The 26,917-nt window shown below is 54.5% G+C and carries 22 protein-coding genes, 3 tRNA genes and 1 pseudogene; 11 read left to right on the top strand and 15 right to left on the bottom strand.

The window, feature by feature from the left end:
• Positions 1 to 9 precede the first annotated feature (9 nt).
• Both gcvH and gcvT read right to left on the bottom strand, forming a co-directional pair.
• A complete protein-coding gene (gene gcvH, locus H4F65_RS10380; RefSeq protein ID WP_010279785.1) occupies positions 10 to 402 on the bottom strand; it encodes a glycine cleavage system protein GcvH in 393 nt (130 codons plus the stop codon).
• Between the two features lie 59 nt (positions 403 to 461).
• The gene (gene gcvT, locus H4F65_RS10385) at positions 462 to 1,577 is read right to left on the bottom strand and encodes a glycine cleavage system aminomethyltransferase GcvT (RefSeq protein WP_010279783.1); all 1,116 of its coding nucleotides are present in this window, start codon (positions 1,575 to 1,577) and stop codon (positions 462 to 464) included.
• A gap of 562 nt (positions 1,578 to 2,139) precedes the next feature.
• Between gcvT and fucO the strand changes: the two genes are divergently transcribed.
• Positions 2,140 to 3,291, top strand: a complete 1,152-nt coding sequence (gene fucO / locus H4F65_RS10390) for a lactaldehyde reductase (protein ID WP_010279780.1) — start codon at positions 2,140 to 2,142, stop codon at positions 3,289 to 3,291.
• 43 nt (positions 3,292 to 3,334) lie between these two features.
• Here the strand turns inward: fucO and H4F65_RS10395 are convergent, their stop codons facing one another.
• The 3 genes from H4F65_RS10395 to budA all read right to left on the bottom strand — a co-directional run bounded on the left by H4F65_RS10395 (position 3,335) and on the right by budA (position 7,416).
• A complete protein-coding gene (locus tag H4F65_RS10395) occupies positions 3,335 to 4,798 on the bottom strand; it encodes an alpha/beta hydrolase (protein ID WP_010279777.1) in 1,464 nt (487 codons plus the stop codon).
• 134 nt (positions 4,799 to 4,932) lie between these two features.
• Positions 4,933 to 6,612, bottom strand: a complete 1,680-nt coding sequence (gene alsS, locus H4F65_RS10400; protein ID WP_010279774.1) for an acetolactate synthase AlsS — start codon at positions 6,610 to 6,612, stop codon at positions 4,933 to 4,935.
• A gap of 21 nt (positions 6,613 to 6,633) precedes the next feature.
• Positions 6,634 to 7,416 (bottom strand): acetolactate decarboxylase, encoded by a 783-nt coding sequence (gene budA / locus H4F65_RS10405; RefSeq protein ID WP_010279772.1) that lies wholly within the window; start codon positions 7,414 to 7,416, stop codon positions 6,634 to 6,636.
• Positions 7,417 to 7,545: 129 nt separating this feature from the next.
• Here budA and H4F65_RS10410 point away from each other — a divergent pair, with 129 nt between their 5' ends.
• Positions 7,546 to 8,448, top strand: a complete 903-nt coding sequence (locus H4F65_RS10410; RefSeq protein ID WP_010279770.1) for a LysR family transcriptional regulator — start codon at positions 7,546 to 7,548, stop codon at positions 8,446 to 8,448.
• Positions 8,449 to 8,554: 106 nt separating this feature from the next.
• Complete coding sequence (locus H4F65_RS10415) at positions 8,555 to 8,845, top strand: DUF1435 domain-containing protein (protein ID WP_029369019.1); 291 nt, start codon at positions 8,555 to 8,557, stop codon at positions 8,843 to 8,845.
• Between the two features lie 135 nt (positions 8,846 to 8,980).
• On the opposite strand, the gene H4F65_RS10420 is transcribed toward H4F65_RS10415, so the two are convergent.
• From H4F65_RS10420 to H4F65_RS10435, 4 genes are all read right to left on the bottom strand, one after another.
• Positions 8,981 to 9,067 (bottom strand) — tRNA-Leu (locus tag H4F65_RS10420).
• Positions 9,068 to 9,129: 62 nt separating this feature from the next.
• Positions 9,130 to 9,216: transfer RNA gene (locus H4F65_RS10425), tRNA-Leu, on the bottom strand.
• A gap of 74 nt (positions 9,217 to 9,290) precedes the next feature.
• Positions 9,291 to 9,377 (bottom strand) — tRNA-Leu (locus H4F65_RS10430).
• Between the two features lie 103 nt (positions 9,378 to 9,480).
• The gene (locus H4F65_RS10435; protein WP_039318916.1) at positions 9,481 to 10,386 is read right to left on the bottom strand and encodes a LysR family transcriptional regulator; all 906 of its coding nucleotides are present in this window, start codon (positions 10,384 to 10,386) and stop codon (positions 9,481 to 9,483) included.
• A gap of 113 nt (positions 10,387 to 10,499) precedes the next feature.
• Here H4F65_RS10435 and H4F65_RS10440 point away from each other — a divergent pair, with 113 nt between their 5' ends.
• A complete protein-coding gene (locus tag H4F65_RS10440; protein WP_010279765.1) occupies positions 10,500 to 11,492 on the top strand; it encodes an aldo/keto reductase in 993 nt (330 codons plus the stop codon).
• A 2-nt stretch (positions 11,493 to 11,494) separates the two neighbouring features.
• On the opposite strand, the pseudogene rsmC reads toward H4F65_RS10440, so the two are convergent.
• Positions 11,495 to 12,546 (bottom strand): annotated as a pseudogene (gene rsmC, locus H4F65_RS10445) (16S rRNA (guanine(1207)-N(2))-methyltransferase RsmC).
• 159 nt (positions 12,547 to 12,705) lie between these two features.
• On the opposite strand from rsmC, the gene H4F65_RS10450 reads away from it, so the two are divergent.
• The 7 genes from H4F65_RS10450 to H4F65_RS10480 all read left to right on the top strand — a co-directional run bounded on the left by H4F65_RS10450 (position 12,706) and on the right by H4F65_RS10480 (position 20,422).
• Positions 12,706 to 13,119, top strand: a complete 414-nt coding sequence (locus H4F65_RS10450; RefSeq protein ID WP_010279762.1) for a DNA polymerase III subunit psi — start codon at positions 12,706 to 12,708, stop codon at positions 13,117 to 13,119.
• Positions 13,088 to 13,531, top strand: a complete 444-nt coding sequence (gene rimI, locus H4F65_RS10455) for a ribosomal protein S18-alanine N-acetyltransferase (RefSeq protein WP_010279761.1) — start codon at positions 13,088 to 13,090, stop codon at positions 13,529 to 13,531. The genes H4F65_RS10450 and rimI overlap by 32 nt, the downstream gene beginning before the upstream one ends.
• 205 nt (positions 13,532 to 13,736) lie before the next feature.
• Positions 13,737 to 14,216 carry a discoidin domain-containing protein gene (locus H4F65_RS10460; protein WP_010279759.1) on the top strand — a complete coding sequence of 160 codons (480 nt, stop codon included), beginning with the start codon at positions 13,737 to 13,739 and terminating at the stop codon, positions 14,214 to 14,216.
• 260 nt (positions 14,217 to 14,476) lie between these two features.
• Entirely contained in the window at positions 14,477 to 15,019 is a 543-nt protein-coding gene (locus H4F65_RS10465) for a sigma-70 family RNA polymerase sigma factor (RefSeq protein ID WP_010279756.1), read from the top strand.
• Positions 15,016 to 15,978: a FecR domain-containing protein gene (locus H4F65_RS10470; RefSeq protein ID WP_010279752.1), complete on the top strand. Its 963-nt coding sequence runs from the start codon at positions 15,016 to 15,018 to the stop codon at positions 15,976 to 15,978. Before H4F65_RS10465 ends, H4F65_RS10470 begins: the two co-directional genes overlap by 4 nt.
• 151 nt (positions 15,979 to 16,129) lie before the next feature.
• Entirely contained in the window at positions 16,130 to 18,625 is a 2,496-nt protein-coding gene (locus tag H4F65_RS10475; protein ID WP_010279748.1) for a TonB-dependent siderophore receptor, read from the top strand.
• Positions 18,626 to 18,673: 48 nt separating this feature from the next.
• Complete coding sequence (locus H4F65_RS10480) at positions 18,674 to 20,422, top strand: ABC transporter ATP-binding protein/permease (protein ID WP_010279743.1); 1,749 nt, start codon at positions 18,674 to 18,676, stop codon at positions 20,420 to 20,422.
• A gap of 52 nt (positions 20,423 to 20,474) precedes the next feature.
• Here the strand turns inward: H4F65_RS10480 and deoD are convergent, their stop codons facing one another.
• The 5 genes from deoD to H4F65_RS10505 all read right to left on the bottom strand — a co-directional run bounded on the left by deoD (position 20,475) and on the right by H4F65_RS10505 (position 26,893).
• Positions 20,475 to 21,194 carry a purine-nucleoside phosphorylase gene (deoD, locus tag H4F65_RS10485; protein WP_010279739.1) on the bottom strand — a complete coding sequence of 240 codons (720 nt, stop codon included), beginning with the start codon at positions 21,192 to 21,194 and terminating at the stop codon, positions 20,475 to 20,477.
• 47 nt (positions 21,195 to 21,241) lie between these two features.
• On the bottom strand, positions 21,242 to 22,465 hold the full coding sequence (gene deoB / locus H4F65_RS10490) for a phosphopentomutase (RefSeq protein WP_010279736.1): 1,224 nt from the start codon (positions 22,463 to 22,465) through the stop codon (positions 21,242 to 21,244).
• 89 nt (positions 22,466 to 22,554) lie between these two features.
• A complete protein-coding gene (deoA, locus tag H4F65_RS10495; protein WP_010279734.1) occupies positions 22,555 to 23,883 on the bottom strand; it encodes a thymidine phosphorylase in 1,329 nt (442 codons plus the stop codon).
• Between the two features lie 190 nt (positions 23,884 to 24,073).
• A complete protein-coding gene (gene deoC / locus H4F65_RS10500) occupies positions 24,074 to 24,853 on the bottom strand; it encodes a deoxyribose-phosphate aldolase (protein ID WP_010279729.1) in 780 nt (259 codons plus the stop codon).
• Between the two features lie 561 nt (positions 24,854 to 25,414).
• A complete protein-coding gene (locus H4F65_RS10505; RefSeq protein WP_010279726.1) occupies positions 25,415 to 26,893 on the bottom strand; it encodes an amidohydrolase in 1,479 nt (492 codons plus the stop codon).
• Between the last annotated feature and the right edge of the window lie 24 nt (positions 26,894 to 26,917).

Genomic DNA, 26,917 nt, shown 5'->3' on the forward strand with positions numbered 1-26,917 from the left:
GCGCGATAACTACTCGTCTTCTTCTAACGACGCCTGATAGCCTTCGGCATCAAGCAGTTCGTCCAAATCAGACTCATCAGAAATTCTGATGCGGAACAGCCAACCATCGGTATAAGGTGCGCTGTTGACCAGCTCAGGGGAGGATTCCAGATCGTCGTTAACTTCCACGATCTCACCGCTGATGGGCGCATAAATATCCGATGCCGCTTTTACCGACTCCGCCACCGCGCAGTCATCACCTGCGGCGACGACCGTGCCCACTTCAGGTAAATCGATAAAGACCATGTCACCCAGAAGCTCCTGCGCGTGTTCGGTAATGCCCACGCTGTAGATACCGTCGCCCTCGTGTAGCACCCATTCGTGCGATGTGGTGTATTTTAATTCTACTGGTACGTTGCTCATTGCATCCCCTTTACTAAAGTCGTTAATCCCGTGCGCTTATCTTTACAGGCAAGCCGCTATCAATACTGAACGATGGCTTTTCCGGCGCGGACAAAGCCGGGTTTGGTCACGTGGACAGGCAGTTCGCGGTTACGAATCTGCACAATCGCCTGCTCACCAATCCCCACCGGAACACGCGCCAGCGCGATGCTCACGCCAAGCGTCGGCGAGAACGATCCGCTGGTGATGACCCCTTCTCGCATCACGCCATCACTATCAGTAAAGCGCACAGGTAAATCATTGCGCAATACGCCTTTTTCCGTCAGCACTAAACCAACCAGTTGATCGGTCCCTTTTTCACGCTGATGCACTAATGCTTCACGCCCGATAAACTCGCGATCCTCCGGCTGCCAGGCGATTGTCCAGCCCATATTGGCGGCCAGCGGCGAAATACCCTCATCCATATCCTGACCGTACAGGTTCATCCCCGCTTCAAGCCGTAGCGTATCGCGTGCGCCCAGTCCGCATGGCTTCACGCCAGCTGCCAGCAGCTGTTGCCAGAAATCAACCACCTGCTCATTCGGCAGCGCGATTTCATAACCGGCTTCGCCCGTATAACCTGTTGTGGCCACGAAGAAGTCGCCCGCCTGCTTGCCAAAAAACGGCTTCATGCTGGCAACAGCAGCCACATCTGCATCACTCAGGCCTTTTGCCTTCAGGATTTCTTGCACTTTTTCCTGCGCCTGCGGACCTTGTACCGCGACCAGCGCTAGGTCGTCGCGCTCACGGATTTCAACCCCGAACGGTGCAGCGTGCTGCCCGATCCAAGCGAGATCTTTTTCACGGGTCGCGGAGTTCACGACCAGCCGGAAATGGTCTTCCGTGAGAAAATAAACAATCAGATCGTCGATGACACCGCCGGAGGCATTCAGCATGCCGGTATAAAGCGCTTTGCCCGGCTGTGTGAGTTTGGCGACATCATTCGCCAGCAGATAGCGCAGAAATTCACGCGTTCTCACGCCGTGCAAATCGACGATGGTCATGTGGGAAACATCAAAAATGCCGGCTTCCCGACGCACAATGTGGTGCTCATCCAGTTGGGAACCGTAATGCAGCGGCATCATCCAGCCGTGAAAATCCACCATTTTGGCGCCATCGGCCAGATGTTGTTGGTACAACGGGGTCTGCTTTGCCATTCTTCATCCCTCTTCAGCGCATGGCGTTCAGGCGATAAAACACACTGCGCAAACGATATCTTATGACTGAACTTACCATCGACGCGCAGGTTAAACCACTCTCTCAGACATAAGATAAATTATATAGAAGACAAAGAAAGTCGAGCCGCCCACAAAAAATAAAGCAGCGTAATATTCTTAATAATTAACAAAAATAAGCACGTAAATTATTTAAAACAGCGTAAACCACAAATTAATGACATTAAAACTGGCTAATGCAGGCACTGACACCCACATGAAAACACCATTCGGATTAGATAATGTAATGATAAAAACAAGCCTAAATTAGATTTTTTCAATCAAAAACTAACAACAACTCCCAACCAGACTCCCTCCCTTACGCCGTCATCATCACGACTCTGTGAACGGTTTCTCAGGCGTCTTTACCTCAGTGCCAGCAAACAAGATGGCATGGCACCTGACGGAAGGCGCTGAGATCCGACTTATCCCACACTAATAGAAAGGAATTGCGCAACATATATTTTTCGCTTTATCAAAATCAAACGTGATTAGGAGATAGATGATGGCTAACAGAATGATCCTTAACGAAACGTCCTACTTTGGCGCGGGCGCGATTGCCCACATTGTCGATGAAGTGAAGCGGCGAGGGTTCAAAAAAGCGCTATTGGTGACGGACAAGGATTTGGTTAAATTTGGCGTCGCGACCAATGTCACGGCGAAGCTGGATGCGGCAGGCTTACCCTACGATATCTACGATGAGGTGATTCCCAACCCAACCATCGCCGTGGTGGAAAGGGGCGTCGAGCGCTTCAAGGCATCACAGGCCGATTATCTGATCGCGGTTGGCGGCGGCTCACCGCAGGATACCTGTAAGGCTATCGGGATTATTATCAATAACCCTGAATTCGCCGATGTCCGCAGTCTGGAAGGCGTTGCCGCCACCCGACGCGCTGCCGTTCCGATTATCGCGATCCCAACCACCTCCGGCACGGCAGCAGAAGTCACCATCAACTACGTCATCACCGATGAAGAAAAACGCCGCAAATTCGTGTGCGTCGATCCGCACGACATCCCGATTGTCGCCATCGTCGATCCCGACATGATGATGAGCATGCCTGCCTCGCTGAAAGCCGCTACGGGGATTGACGCCCTGACGCACGCCATTGAAGGCTTCACCACCAAAGCCGCCTGGGAACTGACCGATACGCTGCACCTGAAAGCGATTGAAATTATCAGCCGTTCACTGCGCGATTCCGTCGCCGGGAAGCCGAAAGGCGTGGAAGAGATGGCGCTGGGGCAATACATCGCTGGCATGGGGTTCTCGAACGTCGGACTTGGGCTGGTACACGGCATGGCGCATCCGCTCGGCGCGTTTTACAACACCCCGCACGGCGTTGCTAACGCGATCCTGTTGCCGCATATCATGGCCTACAACGCGGATTATACGGGTGAAAAATTCCGAGACATCGCCGTGGCAATGGGGGTAAAAGGCGCGGCTGAGATGCCGATAGCCCACGTGCGGGAAGCTGCGATTAACGCCGTGCGACAGCTTTCCCACGATGTGGATATTCCACCGAGGCTGCGCGATGTCGGAGTAAGAGAAGAGGATATTCCGGCATTGGCGCAGGCTGCCTTTGACGATGTGTGCACCGGCGGCAACCCGCGCGATACGAATATCGATGAGATTAAAGCGCTGTATCAGTCGATTTATTGAAGTACGCTTAGCACCACCCGCAACGCACCGCGGGTGGTGTTCGCTATCGTGGGATCTTCTCTTCAATACGCTGAATCAAGTAGGGATAAAACGGGTTAGAAGACAGGCGCAGCAGTGTATCCAGATCGACCACCAGCGCGGAGCGCTCTCCTCTGGGAGTAATTTTTCCCAGCGGTAATCCAAACTCGGTGGGATTCTGTGAGAAACGGCCATACAGCGAATCCGAATCTGGGAACGGCAGCGATACGTGCGATAACGAATACACATCCGATGGATAGTCCATCCCCAGCTCGCGAGTCTGTTCCTGCATCGTCCCCGCTGCAACATCAAACGCCACGGCATGAGAACTGTTCGGCGCAGCGTTAGAAATCACCGTTGTATCATAATGGCGTGGTGTGGCGGGCAACAGCTGGCTAACAGCACCATTCGTCGATTCACGCAGAAGCGGGCCAAAATTGACGGTACGATTGACATCAAAGAGAACCAACTGACTCCCGTTCGCTGGCAGCAAGTTATAGAACGCCGTAATGACCGCACGCGTGCTAACGGTGAAATCCATCACCGATTGGAACGTCAGCACTGGCGGTAAATCAACCAACGCATTCGCTTGTGCTTTCCGGCTTAACTGACTCTGAAGCTCATGGGTTAACAACCAAGATTGCCGCGCACCATTTACCGGAAATGAGTTGTACTTGAAGGGATTAAATTCCGGCAAGATGCCCAACCAGGCAGACTTGGCAAAGGCAGGAAAGATAGCCGGTAGCCCTGCCAGCCCCGCAAAGCGTGCGTAGCTGGTGATGCCGATCATAGGGGAAATAAGGATAAGCCGATCGGGACGCGCCAGCGCAGGGTTATCCAACGTATCCAGCGTGTACTTCAGCGCCAGCGCCCCGCCGTTGGAAAAACCGACGATATGCAGCGGCAGCTTTTGGCCCTGTTGTACCGTCAGGTGCGATGTCGCCTCACGTACCGCCAGACGCGTGGCTGCCAGCCAATCTTCCCATTGCACATCGGTCAGCGCCCCCGGCACCGTCCCGTGCGCAGGCAGACGAATTCCAACAACGAAAAAACCACGCTGACGGTAGCGTTCCGCGATATGTCGCAAACTGTAGGGGGAATCGGTCAGGCCGTGCAACATCACCACCGCGCCTTTCAGTTCCCCTTCTGGCGATAGTTCATAGGATCGGTTCCAGTCATGCTGGAATTTCCCAGGATAAACCGGGCTACCCGAAAAATAGCGGTTAACCGGACGCTGTTCATCCTCATCCAGTTCCTGCGTGACATGTTGATTGACCTGCTGAAAGATGAGCGCTTCCTGCTTTAAATACGCAGACCAGTCGCTTTTATCCAGCACATCAACCGACAATTCATCCGGCACATAGGTGTGCCAAGGCGCAAGCGGCGGCCCACTTTGCGTATCATAAACACGAATAGCCAACAGCGTCATCGCGATAATGCCGATGACGATAAGGCCGCGTCTGATGAGTCGCCGTACAGATTTCAGCATGGTGTTTCCCTTCCCGTTACCGTGTGACCATGCCGATGATTCTAAATAAAACCATACGGCTACACACTGTATTATTCAGAGAAACGCTACACAAAACCGCCCGATATCGCACGGGCGGGTAACCCATTTAACTGTTAGATCAACACGCTAATATTTAGATTCTCCATCAGCCAGTGGTTGTCGGAATAATCAACCGGGATCGCAATCACTGCGGGGCCGTCAACGTCCATCGCCTGACGGAGTTTGCTAACCAGTTCATCCGCGGATTCAACCGCAAACCCTTTCGCGCCAAATGCTTCCGCATACGCCTTGAAGTCAATCGGCCCAAACGACACGCCCGCTGGGCGGTGGTATTTGTGCTCTTGCTGGATTTTGACCATGTTGTAGCCGTTATCCACCCAGATGATATGCAGGAGATTGCTTTTCAGTCTCACCGCCGTTTCCAGCTCCATACTGGACTGCATAAACCCGCCGTCGCCGGAGACGGACACCACTTTTTTGCCGGGCTGCACCAGCGATGCGGCGATCGCCCACGGTAGCGCCACGCCCATCGTCTGCTGGCCGTTGGTCATCAGAATCTGCCGCGCCCGGAAGCTGTATAGGTAACGCGCTAGCCAGATATGGAAACTCCCCATATCCACGCACAGCGTGACATCCTCATTCACGATATCCTGCATCGCCCGCACCAGACGCAGAGGGTGGATCGCAAACCCCGCCATGTCGATCGCGCGCGTACTGAGATCGTGACGCTGGCGCTGACGATCCTGCAATACGAGCCGTGTATCAGCAGACAAGATAAACGGCTCGTTGATGCAGGCATTCAGCGTGTCCACCGTCATTGCGATATTCCCTAACAGCTCAATGTCAGGACGATACGCACTGTCGATCTCCGCCCGCAGCACATCGATGTGGATCAACGTTGCCTTACCGCTATTCCACAAAACCGGATCGTACTCAATCGGGCTGTAACCCACGGTCACGATCACGTCCGCCTGTTGCAGTAACTTATCGCCGGCCTGATTGTTGAATAATCCGACACGTCCGGCAAAGTGATCGAACTGCTGCTGATCGATCACACCAGCAGCCTGATACGTGCTGGTCACAGGGAGTTTGCTATGGTGAAGGAAACGACGCAGCGCCTGCGCATTTTCCTGCTGGCTAGCCATTAATCCAAGCAGCAGCACCGGATTTTTAGCCTGCCGCAGCCGCTTGGCGGCTTCGGCAACATCACTATGTGGTGCGCCATTTAGCAGTGGCAAATTCGGACACGCCAGCACTGGACTAATAACCGGTTCATTGACGATATCCTGCGGCAGGCTGACAAACGCCGCTCCCGGACGCCCGCTTTCCGCCGCCCGGAACGCATTCGCCAGCACTTCAGAAATCGCACTGGATGCCGTGATTTCCGCACTGAATTTACTGACTGGCTGAAACAGGCTAACGGTGTCTAGACTCTGGTGCGTCAGCTTGAGTTTATCTGCTCGCTTGACCGCACCGCCCAACGCCACAACGGCATCTCCCTCTGCGGTCGCCGTTGCCAGCCCGGTCACTAAATTTGAACAGCCGGGACCGGATGTCACCAGTGTCACCCCCGCTTTCCCCGTGAGACGCCCTATCGCCGCTGCCATAAACGCGCCGTTCGCTTCATGCCGTACGGGGATCGTTTGGATCGTTGAGTCTTCCAGCTCATCAAACACGCGATCGATTTTTGCGCCGGGAATACCAAAAATATGCTTCACGCCCTGCGCTTCCAGGTGTTTTACAATCAGCTCGGCTCCGCTACTCCAGCTTTGCTGTTCGGTGGACTTTTCCATGACATGACTCCGATGAAATGACTAGCTCTCTACTGACTTGATGACGCTGTTGAGGTTTTCTGAGGACAGATCGGCATTGAGAAATTCCCGATCCTGAGGCAGATCGATGATCAGTTTGGCAATCACACCAAACGTCAGCGTGCCGTGGTCGACGTCATAATTCAGAATATGGCCGCCGCCCTGGCGATCGTCAGTAATGAAATGTTCGTGGTAACCCGCGACATTTATTCCCTGAGTGTAAGCTGGACTACGAAAACCAATAACGCTGCCGCTACGGTGTTCAAAATGAAATGTTGGTTGCCCTTCAACCGCTTCCTGCATCGGTTTATAAGGTCGGCACTGCCGGGGGACGGTACGGGTTTCAACACAGCGAAAATTCCCGTCAATGCGCAAGGCGCAGAACAGGTTATCCGTTCCCACGATCTCATCGATCTGACGATGCACGTCTTCACGCGAGGTCCAACGATCAAAACGGATCGTTTCTGTCGGGCGAAAGAACGTCATGACCGCAAACGGCGTTTTCTGCTCCGGCTTCGCCGCCCGTGCGCTACCGTCGGATAACAGCTGGAAAATCTGGCTATTCAAGGCAACCAGTTCCCCATCCAAACTATTAAATGTTCCTAATCCAAAGTCACCATGCTCCAGTAATTCAGCCATCGTTCGGCTACCTTCGTATACGCCATTTATTAGTCCACTCATTAATGAGGTTTGATAAATAACGCTTTCTGCATGCTGTCGCCGAAAGTCATAGGCGTAGCTGGCAAAGGCTTCTTCACAGGATTGATCAACGATATTCGTTTTCATACCTTCCTTCTCACTGCACCATTTACTTAAAAATTATTAATATTTAGATAAAGATTGACGCGGAAGAGGACAAAATTCCAATATGCAATGAATGTCATTTCAAGATCGGAAACATATGGAGTTACGTAAATGGAGCTACGTTATCTGCGCTACTTCGTCGCCGTTGCACAAGCTAAGCATTTCACGCGTGCAGCGGAAAATCTGGGGATGTCACAGCCGCCCCTCAGCCAGCAAATCAAGAAATTCGAGCAGGAGATCGGTACACCGCTGTTCAAGCGACTGACGCGCGGCGTAGAAATGACGGAAGCGGGACAAGCGCTGTATGAGGATGCTCGTCAGATTTTGCAGTTGACCGATTCGGCCATCGCGCGGACAAGAAGCATTGCGCGGGGTGAGAAAGGTAGCCTGAACGTGGGGTTTTCGCCGTCGGCCATGTTCCACCCAACCGTGCTTGCGCTGCTGCATCGTTACTGTCAGCAGCATCCACACGTTCAGCCGCTGCCAAAGGAGGAAAATCCGGCTGCACTCATCACTGCGCTGCAAGAACGTAATATCGACATCGCATTTCTACGCTTACCCTGCGATCTCAGTGATGAGATTAACGGTGAAATTTTGGCCGAGGAGCCGATGAAGCTGGTGTTACCCGCAGGACACGCGCTTAGCCATAAAGCGCAGGTTTCACTCAGCGAACTGCGTCAGGAACCGCTGATTATTTTCCCGCGCGAGGTGTGTCCGGGGCTACACGATATGATTATCCGCACCTGCTATCTGTCAGGCTATGGCCCCAGACCTAGCCCCTTTGCTCCGCAGTTAACGGCCACTATCGGGATGGTCGCCGCGGGCTTCGGCGTCACCCTTGTGCCGGAATCTCTCGCCTGTATTAAGGCGGATAATGTGACCTATCATGATATCGACATGCCCGAAATCCATACACAAATTGCGGCTATCTGGCGCAAACATGAACGATCGCCGGTTATCGTGAATATGATCCACCTGATACGCCAGCATTTAAGCACTCAGCATCCCGATTAACGCGCCTATGTAGAAAATTCCAACAATCTGCTCGTCAAAAAGCTAGTAATTGATATAAATTCTTATATGATATTAGTTATCATTATCATTTTTGACGGGTAGAAAAATGCTGACAGCAATGATCACAGCCTGCGGGCTATGGGGTGTGAGTTGGTGTATGGGGAAGCATCTGTCTAGTGCGTGGGGCGTGCTGCTGCCTTGTGCCATCATGCCGCTATTGGCGCTGCTCAACCTTAATCTGACGCATCTGAAAGTGATTATCGCCATCGCCCTGCTGGCGACGCTTGTTATGCTGTTCCATCAACGCTTACGCCACTATTTACTGCTACCATCCTGCATTGCACTGGCTGGCGGTTTGGCGGCGCTGTCCGTTACGTTTAATCTCACGACGCTGTAAGTGCTCGTGGATAAAGAAAAGAGAAAGGGTACACAAAACCAGATGGGTCAATGAATGCGGAAAAGCGCTGTAGCCAGAAACGAGATAAAAGAGAATAAACAGAGAGTAAAATCAGGAAGATACAGAATAAATCTGTGGTGCGAAGAGAGGGACTTGAACCCTCACGTCCGTAAGGACACTAACACCTGAAGCTAGCGCGTCTACCAATTCCGCCACCTTCGCACTGAGAACGTTGTTTGTCTTATTACAGTAAACCTATCTTACACGCTAAATCTGTCACGACATGGTGCGAAGAGAGGGACTTGAACCCTCACGTCCGTAAGAACACTAACACCTGAAGCTAGCGCGTCTACCAATTCCGCCACCTTCGCAATTCTGTCATGCAATCTATCATGTAACACTGATACTGCTTCGGTTCGACAAACCAGAACCGCTGTAGTGATGTTGGTGCGAAGAGAGGGACTTGAACCCTCACGTCCGTAAGAACACTAACACCTGAAGCTAGCGCGTCTACCAATTCCGCCACCTTCGCAACACTGCTTTACGCAATATCACTACGGGGGCGAATTCTAGAGGTTTTCGCGTTCACGTCAATGATTATTTCCTCTGGAATGCGGGGTTTGCTGCAAAAATCATCATCTCGCCGCGGCGTTGCGCGTAAAGAGCTCATCGAGCCATTCGATAAACACACGAATCCGTGGTGCGAGAAAGCGACCAGGCGCATACATCACGTAAAGTGGCATCGCAGGCGGCGGCATTTCCGGCAGGATCTCTACCAGTTCCCCACTTTCCAGAAACGGGCGCAGGCCACGACGTGGTGCCTGAATAATCCCCAATCCGGCACGCGCGCTGGCGATGTAGGCATCGGTGCCGTTAACCTGCAACGCACCGGGCAACATACGCGTAATGCATTCATCACCCGACATGAATTCCAGCGGATAACGGTGTTCGGTACGCAAAGAGAAATAGCCGACCATCTGATGCCCCGACAGATCATCGAGCGAACGCGGCACGCCGAATCGCGCCAGATAGTCGGCCGACGCACAGGTAATCTGCGGCATTGACGGCAAATGGCGGGTCGCCAGCGTTTCGTCGTCCGTCTGCCAGGCACGCAGCACACAGTCAACGCCTTCACGCAGCACATTAATCGCCGCATCGTTGGCGCTCAGCATCAACGTCACCTGGGGATAGCGCGCGTAGAACTCGCCCAGCGCCGGAACGACGATCTCCCGCGCCAGCGAGTGCGGCATATCCACCCGCACTTTGCCAACAGGCTGCTGCTTTTGCTGCGTAAACAGCGTGTCGATCTCTTCGATTTCCGCGAGCAATTGCAGACAGCGTTCATAATAAACGCGCCCTTCATCGGTGATCTGCACCTGACGAGTCGTGCGTTGCAGCAAACGTACCCCCAGCCGTGCTTCAAGCTGTTTGATGGTGTTGCTCACCGTCGCGCGTGGCAGCGTCAGTCGCTCCGCCGCGCGGCTGAAGCTGCCCAGTTCGACAATACGCACAAAAACTCGCATCGCCTGAATGTGATCCATCGCCGCCACCATTGTTAGTTATTTTTGAATAGTGTTGCATAAAAAGCGGTATTTATCTTTGTTAGATAAACAACCAGACTGCTTACACTGCCAACGAGATGAGGAAGATGACAATGCAACAACGCAAATTAGGCGCGAACGGCCCGCAGGTGTCGGCGATTGGGCTAGGCTGCATGGGAATGAGTGATTTCTACTCCACGGCACAGGATGAAAAAGAATCCATTGCCACGTTGCATCGCGCACTGGAGCTGGGTGTCACGCTGCTGGATACCGCCGATATGTATGGCCCCCACACCAACGAGCTGCTGCTCGGCAAAGCGATAAAAGGCAAGCGTGAGCAGGTCTTTCTGGCGACCAAGTTTGGCATCATCCGCGATCCGGCAAACCCCAATGCACGCGGCGTATGCGGTAAACCGGACTACATTCGCCGCGCAGTGGAAGGTAGCCTGACGCGACTCGGCACCGACGTTATCGATCTTTACTATCAGCACCGCATTGATCCAACCGTTCCCATTGAAGAGACGGTCGGCACGCTGGCCGAGCTGGTTCAGGAAGGCAAGATTCGTTACATCGGCCTGAGTGAAGCTTCCGCCACCACGCTGGAACGTGCACATCGCGTGCACCCTATTACGGCGTTACAGAGCGAATACTCACTGTGGACCCGCGATATGGAAGCCGAGATTTTGCCTACCTGTGAGCGTCTGGGGATTGGGTTTGTACCTTACAGCCCGCTGGGGCGTGGCTTTCTGACTGGTGCGATTCGCAGCCCGGACGATCTGGCTGCCGACGATTTCCGTCGTACCAATCCACGCTTTTCGGGGGAGAATTTCGGTAAAAATCTGCTGTTGGTAGAGAAAATTAACCAACTAGCGCAGGAAAAGCAGGTTACGCCCTCACAGCTGGCACTGGCGTGGGTATTGGCACAGGGTGAACATATCGTGCCGATTCCGGGCACTAAACGCCGCCGCTATCTGGAAGAAAACCTCGGGGCGCTGGATGTCACGCTGACGAAAGAGGAACTGGCCGCCATTGATGCCATCTTCCCGCCCGATGCCGCAGCAGGTGAACGCTACGGCAAGGAGAGCATGGCAGCCTTGAATCAGTAAGATTACCGACGGCGACCTTTGCTGCCTGTGCGCGGCGGACGACCCACTGTGGCCTGATACACTTTAAAGCGTCCGGTCTGCGCCAGCACTTCATGGCTACCAAAGGCGGCATCTAACAGCGCCGGATACGGCAGAAAGGCATTCGCGACGATGCGTAGCTGTCCGCCAATCGGTAAATGGGTCACCGCACCACGAATCAGCATTTCCGCGGCTTGCAGGCTAGTCTGCAAGCCGTCATGGAACGGCGGATTAGACACGATCATATCGAAGCGACCGTTAATGTCGGAATAGACGTTACTCGCAATCACCTCGCCTTCCAACGCATTCGCCGCCAGCGTTGCCTTGCTGGATTCGATAGCGGCTGCGCTGACATCACTCAACGTCAGGCGGATTTTCGGCGACTGTTTCGCCAGGACCGATGCCAGCACGCCTGCGCCACAGGCGATATCCAGCACTTTGCCTTTCATATGCGGCTCAAACGTAGACAGCAGCAGTCGGCTACCCGGATCCAGGTCATCACGGCTGAAGACGCCCGGAAGCGTTTTGACGGTCACACCGTCCGTCAGATATTCGTCCCACCAGTCATCCAGCGTGAAGCTGGCCTGCTTGTCAATCCGACCGTGGTAAAGCCCACAGCGGCGCGCGCGCTGTCGATTTTTGCCAGTTCAACGAAGTCAGACAGCACAGGTTCCGCGCTGCGCACGCCGCTGCGGTTTTCTCCGACAACGAAGATTTCCGCACCGACCGGCATCAGGGACAGCAGGTTACGCAGTTGAAATTCCGCTTCCTGTTTGCTCTTCGGCCAGTAATAAATCAGCGTGTCGCTATCCGCCACCAGCGCCGTATCCGCCACCAGACCATATTGAGCATTATCCCCAAGTGGCTTTGCCATCTGTTGCCAGTGGTGATATTGGTTGCAATGGACACGCACCGACGCCGCTTCAAATTGCGCGGGCAGTGTATCCTGCAAATCACCGGCAAACAGAACTCGGCGTGAAAGAAATTCGTCACTATGGCGCAGTATGACTTCACTGGCGGGGGTTAATGCGGACATCGGGCTACGGCTCCTTAATCATTGAGCGGGGGATTATATACGCTTCGTCCCCGAAGTTGCAGAGCGGAGAGGAAATAACCGCACCGACGTTGGCGCAGTCTGACGGGGTTTGTTAGCATAGGCACGAATCATTTTCTCGCACGCCAGACAGGATAACGCATGGAATCAAGACGTGACAGGCTGCTACAGCAACTGGGGATTACGCAGTGGACATTGCGTCGCCCGACGGTGCTGCAAGGCGAAATCGCTGTCAGTCTGCCCGAGCAGGTGCGTCTGGTGATCGTCTCCGCCGAGCCGCTGGCCGATGATGAACCGCTGCTAACTGACGTTCTGCACAGTCTGGCGCTCACGCCTGCGCAAGCCTATCGCCTAACGCCACAGCAGATCGACATGCTGCCCGCCGATGCACGCTGTCATAGCTGGCGGTTGGGCATCGCGGAACCTATTGCGCTACAGGGCGTTCAGCTTTCCAGCCCTCTGCTTTCCGAACTTTATCAAAATGCCGACGCCAAACGGGCGCTGTGGCAACAGATCTGTGAACATGAACACGATATCTTCCCTGACGCCAGCTGACCTGGCACAAGCCTTTAAAATTGAACAAGTCAGCCACGCCTTTCCCTGGTCGGAAAAGACGTTTATCAGCAATCAGGGTGAGCGTTATTTCAACCTGAAACTGGAGCATGACGGAAAGCTTACCGCTTACGCCATTACGCAGGTCGTGCTGGATGAAGCGACGTTGTTCAATATCGCGGTACATCCCGATCATCAGCGTCAGGGGTTGGGTCGCCAGCTGTTAGAACACCTGATCGACGAAATGGAGCGACGCGGCATTCTGACGCTGTGGCTGGAAGTCCGCGAGTCAAACGCGCGAGCCATCGCGCTGTATGAGAGTCTGGGATTTAACGAAGTCTCCGTGCGCCGCGATTACTACCCCACGGCACAGGGTCGGGAAGACGCCATTCTCATGGCGCTGCCGCTCGGCTAACCTCTTTATCTACTACGGCACTTGCTACTCGGCGGGTGCCATAATGTGCGCCCCGTCCCGCTCTGCCTTTTTTCCTGACAGAAAAATCCCCGCAACGTGATCGCTATAAATAAAACCTTGTTTCTTTTTTATCACAATAAGGTTCCATTTCATGTTTCTGGTTTGCAGGCATGCCATGGTTTATCCGTTATCTACGAGGAATAATATGAAAAAATACACTCTGGCTACGACGCTTCTGTGCGGCTTATTCTCTCTTTCCGCTTACGCGGTACAAGTAACGGCGGTGACAGCCTCCGCTTATGATTCAGACAAGGGCCACAAACCTGCCAACATTGCCGATGGCGACGTAAAAACCCGCTGGGCGGCAAACGGTGAGAGCTGGGTTCAGTTAGAACTGGATAAAGAACAATCGGTTGAGAACTTTGTTCTGGTTCCTTTCAAAGCGGATGAGCGCAAACTGAAGTTCTCCGTGTCCTACTCCACCGACGGGAAAACCTGGCAAAAACTGGCTGATAATCTGGTGACCTCCAACAACGCCAAAGACGGTGAAAAATTCACCTTCCCTGCCGTGAAAGCGAAATTCTTCAAGCTGGATACGTTTGGCACCGACGTGAACAAATGGAGCGCCATCAACGAGATCAGCTTTAACAGCGCAGCACAGGTTCCGGCTCAGGCCATTAAGTAACGTGTTGGAATCGTCTGGCGCTTAGCTCAGTCGATTCCGCTGCCGTTGAACGCACCACGCCCGACGCTGTTAGCAAGTGTGGTGCAATTCAGTCTTCCTGTCCCACCTTTCCAGTCTTACTGCCCCACGTAGTCTTACCGCCCCTTCTGTTTCCCTCGAACATCAGTACCCACATTTTCCTTAGCATTGAAATAAAAATCATTCTCAACTAACATGCGCATGAAATTTGACCTCCTATCGCTCCGTTTCAGGCACCAGATATGTCATCAGCCAATATTGATACCTCAGCAGATCTGCATCAGCTTTATTGTCAGCATCACGGCTGGCTGCAAGGATTATTGCGCAAACGGCTGGGGAATCTGTGTGATGCGGCCGATCTGGCGCAGGATGTATTTTTACGGCTGTTGCTGAAACCGCGCCAGTTCGACAGCCACGCAGGCGCGCGAGCTTACCTGAGCGTGATGGCGCAGGGCATGTGCGTCGATCTCTGGCGCAAACGGGAAATTGAGCGCGTTTGGCTCACCTCATTAGCCGAACAGCCGGAGCCGGTTGCCCTGTCGGCGGAAGACAGTAACATCATTCTCGAAACGCTGTATCAGGTTGATGCCATGCTGCGTGCGCTGCCGGAGAAGGTGCGCGCCGCCTTTATCATGGCGCAGGTACAGGGATTACCCTATCGGGAAATTGCTACGGCGCTGGGCGTTTCCGAACGCATGGTGAAAAAATACATGGCGCAGGCCATGCTGCACTGTGTACTGCTGGAAGCGGAGATAGACGCGGACGGCCAGGCCGTTCATTCATGAATAAGCCCAGCTTTATCGCCTTGCAGCAGGCATCGCAATGGTACGCACAACTGTGCGATCGGGAACCTGACGATGAGCACTATCACCACTGGCGGCGCTGGATGGACGAAAGCGAAGAACATCGCCAAGCCTGGGAATACGTGCAAACGGTCAGCCAACGTTTCCAGCCGCTGCGTGGCGACAGTCAACAACCCGCGCTGAATACGCTGCTGCACAAGTCTGCACCGATGACTCGCCGCCGTGCGCTCAAGCTCACCGCATTGCTCAGCACTGGTTCTCTGCTGTCCTGGCTGACTTACCGCCACACGCCATTAAAAGGCTCACTGCTGGCGATGACGGCCGATCATCACAGCGCGGTAGGAGAAATCAAATCGCTGACCTTACCGGACAACACCCGACTGTGGCTGAACACCGCCAGCGCGATTGATATCCGCTACAGCGACCAGCGTCGGGAAATCGCCCTGCTGGCGGGGGACATTCTGATTGATACTGCTGCCGACGCGCGCCCTTTCTTTGTCACCACCGCACAAGGGCGCTTGCAGGCGCTGGGCACGCGCTTCAGCGTCGCGCAAGAGCAGGACGCCACCACGCTGACCGTTTACCAACACGCGGTCGACGTCAGCGCCAAGTACGCCACCGCCGCGCGTCGGGTCAACGCGGGCTATCACCTGAGTTTTAACGCCGACGGCCAGGGTAACATCGTGCCCAACCCGCAGAGCGATGCCGACTGGTCATACGGCGTGCTCCAGGCAAATAACATGCCGCTGGGTGACGTCGTGGCGCAGCTGTCCCGCTATCGCCACGGCTATCTGGCGTGCCAGCCTGCCATCGCGGATTTACGCGTGATGGGCACCTTCCCTTTAACCGATACCGACATGGCACTGAACATGCTGGCGCAGGCCTTCCCGGTCCGCATCCATCGCCGTTTTCCGTGGTGGGTGACTGTCGAGCCGCGCTGATATCGCCCTCTTTTTCGGATACCACTTTTTTTGGATACCGTTTTTTGGGATGCAGCCAAAAAATTTTCTCTTTTGAGTTCCCCTTTTTCCACTGTCGTTCGATTCACAGTAAAACCACCAATTTTTACTCTGGGTCAGAAGGCGAATTTTCATGGCATTGATTCCATTTTTCTCTACACAGCGCACTCCTTCCAAACTGGCAATGGCCGTTCATCTGTTGCTGTGCGGCGCACCGCTGTTCGTGCACTCCACCGCAACGGCGGCAGAAACAGCAGCTGTGGCGGCAACAAAAACCTATTCCATCTCTGCCGGGCCACTTAACCAGCAGCTAAACCAATTTGCCACCCAGTCGGGCGTTTATCTGGTCGGCGATGCACAGTTGGCAACGGGGAAAACGGGGCCCTCTCTGCAAGGGAATTACAGCGTCGATGGCGGATTTTCGGCCCTACTGGCAGGAAGCGGACTTCAGGTGATTCCGCAGCCTAACGGCGTCTGGCGCTTACAGAGAATACCGCAGGGAGATGAGATGCTGGTCGTAGCGGGCGTCAACCGCAACGGAGTGACCGAAGGCACCCAGTCCTACACCACGCGCAGCATGAACACCGCGACACAGCTGAACCTGTCGCCACGAGAAACGCCGCAGTCGGTGAGCGTCGTCACACGCCAGCGCATGGACGATCAGAATATGACCTCGTTGGATGAGGCGATGAAGCAAACCACCGGCATTAACGTGGTCAATCAGAACAGCTATCAGGTGAAATACGAATCGCGCGCTTTCGTGATGGATAATATCAAGGAAGACGGGGTGAACTTCTCCAGCCAGAACAGCGTCTCCAACATGGGCGCAGTGCAGGCCTCCAGCGAATCGCCCGATCTGGCAATTTATGACCGCGTCGAGATCCTGCGCGGGGCGTCCGGCCTGTCACAAGGTAATGGCGAACCCGGCGGCACCGTCAATCTGGTGCGTAAACAGCCTACCCACAACTTTCAGGCATCCGGCAGCATTGGCGCGGGCAGTTGGGATAATTACCGCAGCGAGCTCGATATCTCCGGGCCGCTGAACGACGATGCCAGCCTGCGCGGCCGTCTCGTTGGCGTCTATCAGGATAGGCAGAGCTTTAAAGATTACGAACACAGTGAAAGAAAAGTGCTGTTCGGCACGCTGGCCTACGACCTGACACCGTCCACCACGGTGACTGGTGGCATTAACTGGCAGAAAACCCGGGGTGTACCTGATGTGTACGGCATCCCGTTCGCCACCAATAAAAGCAGCTTGAATCTACCGCGCTCCACCTATCTGGGCGCAAGCTGGAACCGCATTGAGTTTGAAAAAATTAACCCGTTTGTCGAACTGGAGCACCACTTCGATAACGACTGGACGCTGAAAACCGCGCTGAACTATATCCATTCCCGCGCGGCCAGCAGCTATATCGGGATCATGAACGGTACAAGCGGCGTGAACCCAGCAACGGGAAATTCCTCGCTAAACAATAACCTGCGCTATGACAATAAGGCAGAACAGTGGGGTTACAACCTGAGCCTGAATGGTCCATTCGAGCTGCTGGGGCGCAGTCACGAACTGGTGGTGGGCGGTGATTATCAGAAAGAGAGCTTCAATAACAATCACATCCGCATCAACAACACCAGCACCGTGAACATCTTCAACTGGCAGCCCAATTCGCTGGCAGAACCTGACTGGTCAAATACGAGTCTCTACAACAACCACTACAATGACCGCTTTAACTTGTATCAGCGCGGCGCGTTCGCCACGGCCAGATTCGAGCTGGCGGATGACTGGAAACTGATTCTGGGCGGCCGCTACAGCGCCTACAGTTACGATGAGTATTTCACTAACCATTTCCGCAATACGTCTTCACTCAGTAGCCTGCATGCCAGCAATGAGTTTGTCCCTTACGGCGGCCTGCTGTGGGACTTTGCCGACAACTACACCTGGTATCTGAGCTACGCCGAGATCTACAAGCCGCAGAGCGAAAAAGATCGCAACGGTAAGCTGTTGCCCGCCATTACCGGCACCAACTATGAAACCGGTATAAAAGGCGAGTTCTTTGATGGCGATCTGAATACCTCGCTGGCGCTGTTCCGCATCATTCAGGCGAACCGTGCGATGGCCGTCGCGGATAGCTCGGTTTGCCTGATCGGGACAAGCTGCTCCCAGGCTCAAGGCGAAGTACGCAGCCAGGGTGTCGAGTTCGATATCACGGGCAAACTGGCCGAAGGCTGGCAGATTCAGGCGGGTTATACCCTGACCAACAGTAAATATCTTGAAGGCAGCGCGAGTGAAAGAGCCGCACAGTTCAGCCCGCGCACGCCGAAGCATATGTTCAAGCTCTACACCTCATACAATCTGCCGGGTGAGTTGAACCAATGGACGGTTGGCGCGGGTATGACGGCACAGACCGAGACGCAAACCTACCCTAACCGGGCTTACGGCCTGCATCAGGGCGGCTACACCCTGTTTAACGCCAATATCCGTTATCAACACAGCAAAAACCTGAGCTTCAATTTGGTGGGTAATAATCTGACGGATAAAACCTACTTCTTAAACCTGAACAACCGCCATCTTAGCGGCAACAACTATTACGGCGACCCACGTAATTTCATGCTGACGGCGAAGTGGAATTTCTAAGCGAACGCGCCTGCCAGCCTCTGCTGGCAGGCCATCGCCCCATCCATTATGCAAACGCTTAGACGCTTTTATTCACTGGTCGCGCCTTTCTGGCTGACTACACGTGCCACGTTGCTGTGGTTATTGCTGTTGCTGATTATGAGCCTGACGCTCTCCGTCGTGTGGATCAGCGTGCAGTACAATAACTGGAGCCGAGATTTTTACGACGCGCTGGCCGACTATTTTCAGCACGCGTCAGTCTACGATATGGCCGTGCGCTATCTGGCCTACACGCTGCTGTTCGTGCTGGTCATTATCTGCGGCAACTGGCTCAAGAAACAGCTGATTATCCGCTGGCGCGATACCATGACGCACCAGTATGAGCAGGATTGGCTGCGCAATCACGCCCACTATCAGCTCAACTCAGGGCTGGATAACCCCGATCAGCGCATCGCGGAAGATATTCGCCTGCTGATCGAACAAAGCCTCGAACTCCTGCTCTCGTTGCTGAAAAACACCGCCCGTTTTTTCTCTTTCATCGCCATTCTCTGGCAGCTTTCCGGCGTCCATACCGTCACGTTGAGCGGCTACACCATCACAATACACGGCTATCTGGTGTGGATCGCGCTGGTTTACGCCGCCATCGCCAGCATGGTGACGCATCGGCTGGGGCACCGCTTGCACAAGCTGAATATTGAGCGTCAGCGAACAGAGGCCGACTATCGCGCCACGCTGCTGCGGGTACGGGATAACAGCGAGCAGATTGCGTTCTACCAAGGGAGTGACGCCGAGCTGTTGCGGATGCGGCAGTATTTCCAGCCCATCGTGCAAAACTGGCAGCGTTTAATGGCGCGGGAATTCCGGCTAGAGAGCTTTACGACCAGCTATTTCCGCTTCAGCCTGATTATCCCGGTGTTCGCTACCCTGCCGCTGTTTCTCGCCCGTCAGATTAGCCTCGGGGCGATTATGCAGGCGCGCTCCGCCTTCGGCTATGTGCTGGATGCCTTTGGCTGGTTTATCGATGCCTATCGCCAATTGGTTCAGTGGTCTTCCACGATTGAACGGCTGTGGGAATTCCAGCACCGCTTACAGCAATTGCCGACGCCAGAGGCACCGTGCCATGAAGGCCATACTCTGCATATCAACGCCTTGTCTGTAGCGCGCCCAGATGGTTCGCCGTATTTCTCCCCGCTGACGCTCATGCTTCAGGCTGGCGAATGGGCGACGCTTAACGCAGCCAGCGGCACGGGAAAAACCACGCTGCTGCGGGCGCTGGCAGGGCTGTGGCCTGTTTCACAAGGAGACTGGTATTTCCCCGCAGGCCGCACGCTGTTTTTACCGCAAAAAGCCTATTTACCGCAGGATACGCTGCGTCAGGTCCTGTGTTATCCGCAGGCGCAGTTAGCGGATACTACACAGCTGATTGCGGTGCTGGAACAAACCGGGCTGACCGCGCTCATTCCCCGCTTGGACGACAAGGCGAACTGGAGTCGGGAACTATCGGGCGGCGAACAGCAGCGTCTATCGCTCGCGCGTGCACTACTGCTGCGCCCGACGCTGCTTTGTCTGGATGAAGCCACCAGCCAGCTTGATGACACAGCGGCGCTTCAACTGCTAGAGCACGTCAGAATCACGCTACCACAAACCATTGTTTTGGCCGTCAGCCACCAGCCTGCCGTACAGTCCAGTTTCAAACATCAGGTCCGCTTAACGCCGCTCGAACCAGAGAAGAAAGCGCAAACAGAGAATCACACAGACGAGCCTTCTGTTGCAGCGCCAGCGGCGGACAGTCAGCAGGTTGCTTACGGAAAGATGTGAAGGGAAAAACAGGAAAAAACAGCCCGGAGCGAACGTCCGGGCTAGCATGATATTACTCGTTATCGCCCAGCAGAACGGATTCCAGCGCGATCTCGATCATCTCGTTAAACGTATTTTGACGCTCTTCTGACGTGGTCTGCGCACCAGTACGAATGTGGTCAGAAACGGTACAGATGGCCAGCGCTTTCGCGCCGAACTCTGCCGCTACGCCGTAGATACCGGCTGCTTCCATTTCCACACCCAGAATGCCGTATTTTTCCATCACGTCGAACATCTGTGGATCTGGCGTGTAGAACAGATCGGCGGAGAAGATGTTACCGACGCGGACAGAAACATCGCGAGCTTTGGCAGCATCAACGGCATTACGCACCATGTCGAAATCGGCAATCGCCGCGTAGTCGTGATCTTTGAAACGCATACGGTTCACTTTAGAATCCGTACAGGCACCCATGCCGATCACCACGTCACGCAGTTGAACATCTTCACGTACCGCGCCGCAGGAACCCACGCGGATGATCTTCTTCACGCCGAATTCGGTGATCAGTTCTTTCGCATAGATTGAGCAGGATGGGATCCCCATACCGTGCCCCATCACCGAAATTTTACGGCCTTTGTAAGTCCCCGTGAACCCTAACATGCCACGCACGTTGTTTACTTCACGGGCATCATCCAGAAAGGTTTCTGCAATGTACTTAGCGCGCAGCGGGTCGCCCGGCATCAGTACAACGTCCGCGAAATCACCCATTTCTGCATTAATATGTGGCGTAGCCATGCGTTTATTCCTTAATTAATCAAGTTTCACGTAAAAAACGGTGTGTTTTACAGTATCGATTTGCCGTAGTCCATAGGCGACAGGCCAAAGTAGGCCGCGACCGTCTGCCCGATATCGGCGAAGGTTTCACGGTGGCCGTATGAGCCCGGCTTCACGTTCGGGCCATAGATCAACACCGGGACGTTCTCACGAGTGTGATCGGTACCGTGCCAGCTCGGATCACAGCCGTGGTCGGCCGTCAGAATCAGGATGTCATCGCTCTTCACGCGGGACAGCATTTCTGGCAGGCGACGGTCAAACAGCTCCAGCGCGGCAGCATAGCCCGGAATATCGCGGCGGTGGCCGTAGGCGGAATCGAAATCAACAAAGTTGGTAAACACGATGGTGTTGTCGCCCGCGCTATCCATTTCTTTCAGCGTGGCGTCAAACAACGCATCGATGCCGGTAGCCTTCACTTTTTTCGTGATACCGACCTGCGCGTAGATATCCGCAATCTTACCGACGGAAACCACTTCGCCACCTTTTTCATCCACCATTTTTTTCAGGATGGTCGGCGCAGGTGGTTCAACGGCCAGATCGTGACGGTTGCCGGTACGCTCGAAGTTGCCAGGTTTGTCGCCGATAAACGGACGTGCGATCACGCGCCCGATGTTGTAGCCGCCTTCGGTCAGCTCTTCGCGGGCAATCTCACACAGCTCGTACAGCTTATCCAGACCGAACGTTTCTTCATGGCAGGCAATCTGGAACACGGAATCCGCAGAGGTGTAGAAAATCGGCTTGCCGGTTTTCATGTGCTCTTCAGCCAACTGATCCAGAATCACCGTACCGGAAGAGTGGCAGTTGCCCAGATAGCCCGGCAGATTGGCGCGTTTTACCAGTTTATCCAGCAACTCCTGCGGAAAACTGTTTTCTTCATCTTTAAAATAGCCCCAGTCGAACAGGACAGGCACACCGGCAATTTCCCAGTGACCAGACGGCGTATCTTTGCCCGAGGAGATTTCGCTGGCATGCGCGTAAGCACCGATGATGTCCGCGTTTTCATCCAGCCCTGGCGGGAACGTTCCCGTTGAAGCCTCGGCGGCTTTACCCAGCCCCAGACGGCTCAGGTTCGGCAAATGCAGCTTGCCGCTGCGCCCTTTATCCGCCGTCCCCGCGGCACACGCCTGAGCGATATGGCCCAGCGTATCCGAACCGACATCACCAAAACGTTCTGCATCAGCACTGCTGCCGATGCCAAACGAGTCAAGAACCATAATATATGCACGTTTCATTCTTTTTCTCCTGCGCAGCTATGCGCTAACGCCCTGCCGACAGGCAGGGGAAAATTAATTCAAGACGACCACTAAGCAGCCCTGTGCGCTCACGCTTCTGCGCTCACTCGACGATAAACCATCGGGGTCTTTTCTGGCGCGGTGTCGCCCAGTTGGATCGCAGCACGGACTTCATTCGCCGCCTGCTGCCACTGCGCTTCCGTATTGGCGTGGATCACCGCCAGCGGGCGCTGCGCGTCAACGCGCTCACCCAAACTGATCATGCTATCCAGACCGACACTATAATCGATCGTATCCGTGGCCTGACGGCGTCCGCCGCCCAGCGAAACGACAGCCATGCCTAGCGCGCGGGTATCCATTGCGGTCACGATGCCTTCACGCATCGCGAACACCGGCTTACTTAATGTCGCCACTGGCAAATAACGATCGTAGTGTTCGACAAAATCGCCCGGACCACGCTGTGCGGCAACCATGCGCCCAAAGACTTCGGCAGCTTTGCCGTTATCCAATACGGCTTCTAGACGTGAATGCGCGTCGTCCGACGAGCTTGCCAGTCCGCCCGCCAGCAGCATCTCGCCACATAGCGCCATAGTAACATCATACAGGCGCGGATTGCGGCTCTCTCCCGTCAGGAAACGCACGGCTTCCCGCACTTCCAGCGAGTTACCTGCGCTAGAGGCCAGCACCTGATTCATGTCCGTCAGCAATGCGCTGGTGCGGCATCCCGCATTGTTCGCTACGCCGACAATCGCCTGCGCTAACTGCTCGGACAGTTCATAGGTCGGCATAAACGCCCCCGACCCCACTTTGACGTCCATCACCAGCGCATCCAGCCCTTCCGCCAGTTTCTTCGCCAGAATTGACGCAGTGATTAGCGGGATGGAATCGACCGTGGCGGTAATGTCACGCGTGGCGTAAAAGCGTTTATCCGCCGGAGCCAGCGAGGAGGTCTGCCCAATGATCGCGACGCCAACCTGCTGGATGATACGGCGAAAATCTTCATCGTTCGGGAAAATATCCAGCCCCGGAATCGCTTCGAGCTTATCCAACGTGCCGCCGGTATGCCCTAAGCCGCGTCCGGAGATCATCGGGACATAGCCCCCGCAGGCGGCGACCATCGGCCCCAGCATCAGCGAAGTCACATCCCCGACGCCGCCGGTAGAGTGTTTATCCACCAGCGGACCGTTCAGGTTCAGACTCTTCCAGTCCAGCACCGTGCCGGAGTCACGCATTGCCAGCGTCAGCGCCACGCGCTCATCCATCGACATGTCGTGAAAATAGATGGTCATCGCCAGCGCCGCAATCTGGCCTTCGGAGACGGTATTGTCACGAATACCGTTGATAAAGAAGCGGATCTCTTCTTCGCTCAGAACTTTTCCGTCACGCTTCTTACGAATAATTTCTTGTATCAGAAACAAGGTTTGTACTCCTGATGAATTCTGATGTGGTTCCACAGCCTATCGCTGCGAGCACATTTGCTGTGGTGATCCAACGCAGCCATGAATACAAATGCTTTTATAAACAATATGTTGTCACGAATAGCGTTGTCACGAATCACGTCGTCAAAAATAAACTGTCACAAATAAAATAGTGCGCCTGTGCGCGTGCTTAGTAGCCGCCCTGCGGAGCTGCGGTTCCGTGGCCAAGCGTGATCAGCAGGCTCGCCAGCAGACTGGACGCGCCAAAGCGAAAATGCTGTGCAGTCGCCCATTCCGCGCCCATGATATCGTCCGCCAGTTGCAGGTAGATGGCGGCATCTTCCGCGTTACGCACGCCGCCGGCTGCTTTAAAGCCAACGCGCTCGCCCACACCTTTATCTCGGATCGTCTTCAGCATGATCGCCGCACTTTCTGGCGTCGCATTCACCGGCACTTTACCGGTCGAGGTTTTAATGAAATCGGCACCCGCATCAATGGCAATCTCGCTCGCCTGACGGATCAGCGCTTCCTGTTTCAGCTCGCCCGTCTCAATGATCACCTTCAGCAGCACATGAGCATCCTGACACACCGCTTTACATGCCTGCACCAGCTCAAAACCGATTTGCGCGTTGCCTGCGATCAGTGCGCGGTAAGGGAATACGACATCAACTTCATCGGCGCCGTAGGCGATTGCAGCTTTGGTTTCTGCAACCGCAATTGCCACATCATCATTGCCATGAGGGAAGTTGGTCACCGTCGCGATGCGGATATCCGGCGTACCCTGCTCACGCAGGATCTTTTTCGCCAGAGGGATAAAACGTGGATAGATACAGATAGCAGCCGTTTTTCCGGCCGGGCTGTTTGCCTGACGGCAGAGTGCCGTCACTTTTTCATCCGTATCATCCTCATTCAGCGTGGTTAAATCCATCAGCGCCAGCGCGCGTTGCGCGGCCGTGGTCAGCTTGGTCATACAACACTCCAACTCGTCAGCCGGTCTAACCGGCCCTGAACATTAACTGGTGCAAAACCAGCACGTTTGGCGAGCGGACTTGGTTCCTTGAAGATAGCGCCCAGGCGAAACAACCTGTAGCGGCACCGAGATCCTTCTCACCGCAGTCAGCCTTCCTCTACCCTTCATTCTGTGATTATTTCAACACCGAAAGAACGACATCGAAAGAAACCTATTTATTAGACAAGAACCGTTATTAGACAAAAAACGATTCATTAGACAAAAAGCTATTTATCAGACATTGGAACACGCCATGCCGGACTATTTTGTGCATTTACTCACACTTGATGTAAGAGAGATGCAATAGATAGTGATTATATGTGATTCTTATCACACATACTTCCCCAGATAAGGTTCATCCGATGAATTAACGGTGACAGCCTTATCAGCCAGACGATCCCCTTATATCGGGAAAAGAGGTGCCAACCGCGGGATAGAAACCGACTGCTGCGGGTTGATGTAATAGTAAGCATAGCGGCTTCTCCCTAAGTACAAGGAGAAACCGCTGGCAGAGCAGGAAAATTATTTACCTGCGGAAGGTTTACGGTAATCCAACGCGGGTTTCCGATCGCCCAGCAGCGGCTTATAGTGGAAGTTCTCGCCACGACTCTTGTCGAACTCCGCTTTCGCCTGTTGAATTAATGCGGGATCGCTCAGTAGCTTCGCTCCTGTGACAGCCAGCGTTTTGGCTGCAACATCCATGCCTTTATAGCCAATCGCCATGCCGCCGGATGCCACCGCTTGCCAGCTGTGCGCAGGTACACCCGGGACCCAGGTCGCCGTTCCCAGCCCGACCGTCGGCACCACCCAACTGACATCGCCCACATCGGTCGACGCATAGCCCGTTTCACCAAAATGGTACGGCGCGACCTGACCAGCACTGGAAAGCGGCGGCAGTTTGGCTTGATCCAGCGTTTTCTGTAGCGCGGTGGCAAAATCCGTATCCGCCTTATCCCACTGCGGTGCCCCGACGCTTCTGAGGCTGTCATCCATCACTTTTCCCAACACGTTATTCGGCAACAGGCTGTACACGCCGCCAAGAATTTCAAATTCATAACGCGTTTCAGTTCCCAGCGCCGCACCTTCCGCCGCTTTACGGATGCGATCGGTCACGCTGGCGACCACGGCCGGATCGGGGTGACGCACGTAGTAATACACTTCGGCGAAGTCCGGCACTACGTTCGGCGCTTTACCACCATCGGTAATCACATAGTGAATACGTGTTTCCTGCGGCACATGTTCCCGCATCGCGTTCACCATAAAATTCAGCGCCTCCACGCCGTCCAGCGCGGAACGCCCTTTCTCTGGTGCCATCGCGGCATGCGCGGAGCGACCATAGAAACGGAACTTACCGTTCACGTTCGCCAGCGAATAGTCTTGCGAGGCAGAATTCTCATCGCCGGGATGCCAGTGCAGCATCACATCCACATCCTTAAACAGCCCCTCACGTGTCATATAGACTTTACCGGAACCGCCTTCCTCCGCTGGCGTGCCGTACACCCGGATTTGCCCCGGTTTACCCGTCGCCTCAAGCCACTGTTTTAGCGCAATCGCCGCGCCCACCGATCCCGCACCAAACAGGTGATGCCCGCAGGCATGCCCGGCCTCTATACCCGCAACCGGCGAACGCTCCGGCGTTGCAGCCTGAGAGAAGCCCGGCAGCGCGTCCATCTCGGCCAGAATGCCGATAACCGGTCCGCCGGATTTCCCCGCCGTCGCCACAAACGCGGTTGGAATGCCCGCGACACCCGCTTCAACGCTGAACCCAGCGGCTTTCAACTCATTCTGTAGCAGTTGGGAGGTGTTGGTTTCCAAATAGCCCAGTTCGGGCTTTGACCATATCTGCTGAGCAACGGTCGTCATCTGACCCGAGTAATTCGCGACGGCGTTCACAATCGTTTCCCGATCTTTTTCTGCCAATTCAGCGGCATAGCCCAGTGAGAGGAAGCAAGAAGAGAACGCCACGGCCAGCGCGGGCGGTATATATCGTTTCAGTGTCATACGTTTTTCCCTATCCGTAAAAGA

The sequence above is a fragment of the Pectobacterium brasiliense genome (genome assembly GCF_016950255.1).
Lineage (GTDB): Bacteria > Pseudomonadota > Gammaproteobacteria > Enterobacterales > Enterobacteriaceae > Pectobacterium > Pectobacterium brasiliense.

Coding starts and splice junctions, on each gene's coding strand:
- fucO (WP_010279780.1), top strand. CDS start 2,140: ATGGCTAACAGAATGATCCTTAACGAAACGTCCTACTTTGGCGCGGGC.
- H4F65_RS10415 (WP_029369019.1), top strand. CDS start 8,555: ATGCTGACAGCAATGATCACAGCCTGCGGGCTATGGGGTGTGAGTTGG.
- H4F65_RS10460 (WP_010279759.1), top strand. CDS start 13,737: ATGAAAAAATACACTCTGGCTACGACGCTTCTGTGCGGCTTATTCTCT.
- H4F65_RS10395 (WP_010279777.1), bottom strand. CDS start 4,798: ATGCTGAAATCTGTACGGCGACTCATCAGACGCGGCCTTATCGTCATC.
- H4F65_RS10480 (WP_010279743.1), top strand. CDS start 18,674: ATGCAAACGCTTAGACGCTTTTATTCACTGGTCGCGCCTTTCTGGCTG.
- H4F65_RS10475 (WP_010279748.1), top strand. CDS start 16,130: ATGGCATTGATTCCATTTTTCTCTACACAGCGCACTCCTTCCAAACTG.
- H4F65_RS10470 (WP_010279752.1), top strand. CDS start 15,016: ATGAATAAGCCCAGCTTTATCGCCTTGCAGCAGGCATCGCAATGGTAC.
- deoB (WP_010279736.1), bottom strand. CDS start 22,465: ATGAAACGTGCATATATTATGGTTCTTGACTCGTTTGGCATCGGCAGC.
- alsS (WP_010279774.1), bottom strand. CDS start 6,612: ATGGAAAAGTCCACCGAACAGCAAAGCTGGAGTAGCGGAGCCGAGCTG.
- H4F65_RS10465 (WP_010279756.1), top strand. CDS start 14,477: ATGTCATCAGCCAATATTGATACCTCAGCAGATCTGCATCAGCTTTAT.
- H4F65_RS10450 (WP_010279762.1), top strand. CDS start 12,706: ATGGAATCAAGACGTGACAGGCTGCTACAGCAACTGGGGATTACGCAG.
- budA (WP_010279772.1), bottom strand. CDS start 7,416: ATGAAAACGAATATCGTTGATCAATCCTGTGAAGAAGCCTTTGCCAGC.
- deoD (WP_010279739.1), bottom strand. CDS start 21,194: ATGGCTACGCCACATATTAATGCAGAAATGGGTGATTTCGCGGACGTT.
- H4F65_RS10410 (WP_010279770.1), top strand. CDS start 7,546: ATGGAGCTACGTTATCTGCGCTACTTCGTCGCCGTTGCACAAGCTAAG.
- H4F65_RS10435 (WP_039318916.1), bottom strand. CDS start 10,386: ATGGATCACATTCAGGCGATGCGAGTTTTTGTGCGTATTGTCGAACTG.
- rimI (WP_010279761.1), top strand. CDS start 13,088: ATGAACACGATATCTTCCCTGACGCCAGCTGACCTGGCACAAGCCTTT.
- gcvT (WP_010279783.1), bottom strand. CDS start 1,577: ATGGCAAAGCAGACCCCGTTGTACCAACAACATCTGGCCGATGGCGCC.
- H4F65_RS10440 (WP_010279765.1), top strand. CDS start 10,500: ATGCAACAACGCAAATTAGGCGCGAACGGCCCGCAGGTGTCGGCGATT.
- H4F65_RS10505 (WP_010279726.1), bottom strand. CDS start 26,893: ATGACACTGAAACGATATATACCGCCCGCGCTGGCCGTGGCGTTCTCT.
- deoC (WP_010279729.1), bottom strand. CDS start 24,853: ATGACCAAGCTGACCACGGCCGCGCAACGCGCGCTGGCGCTGATGGAT.
- gcvH (WP_010279785.1), bottom strand. CDS start 402: ATGAGCAACGTACCAGTAGAATTAAAATACACCACATCGCACGAATGG.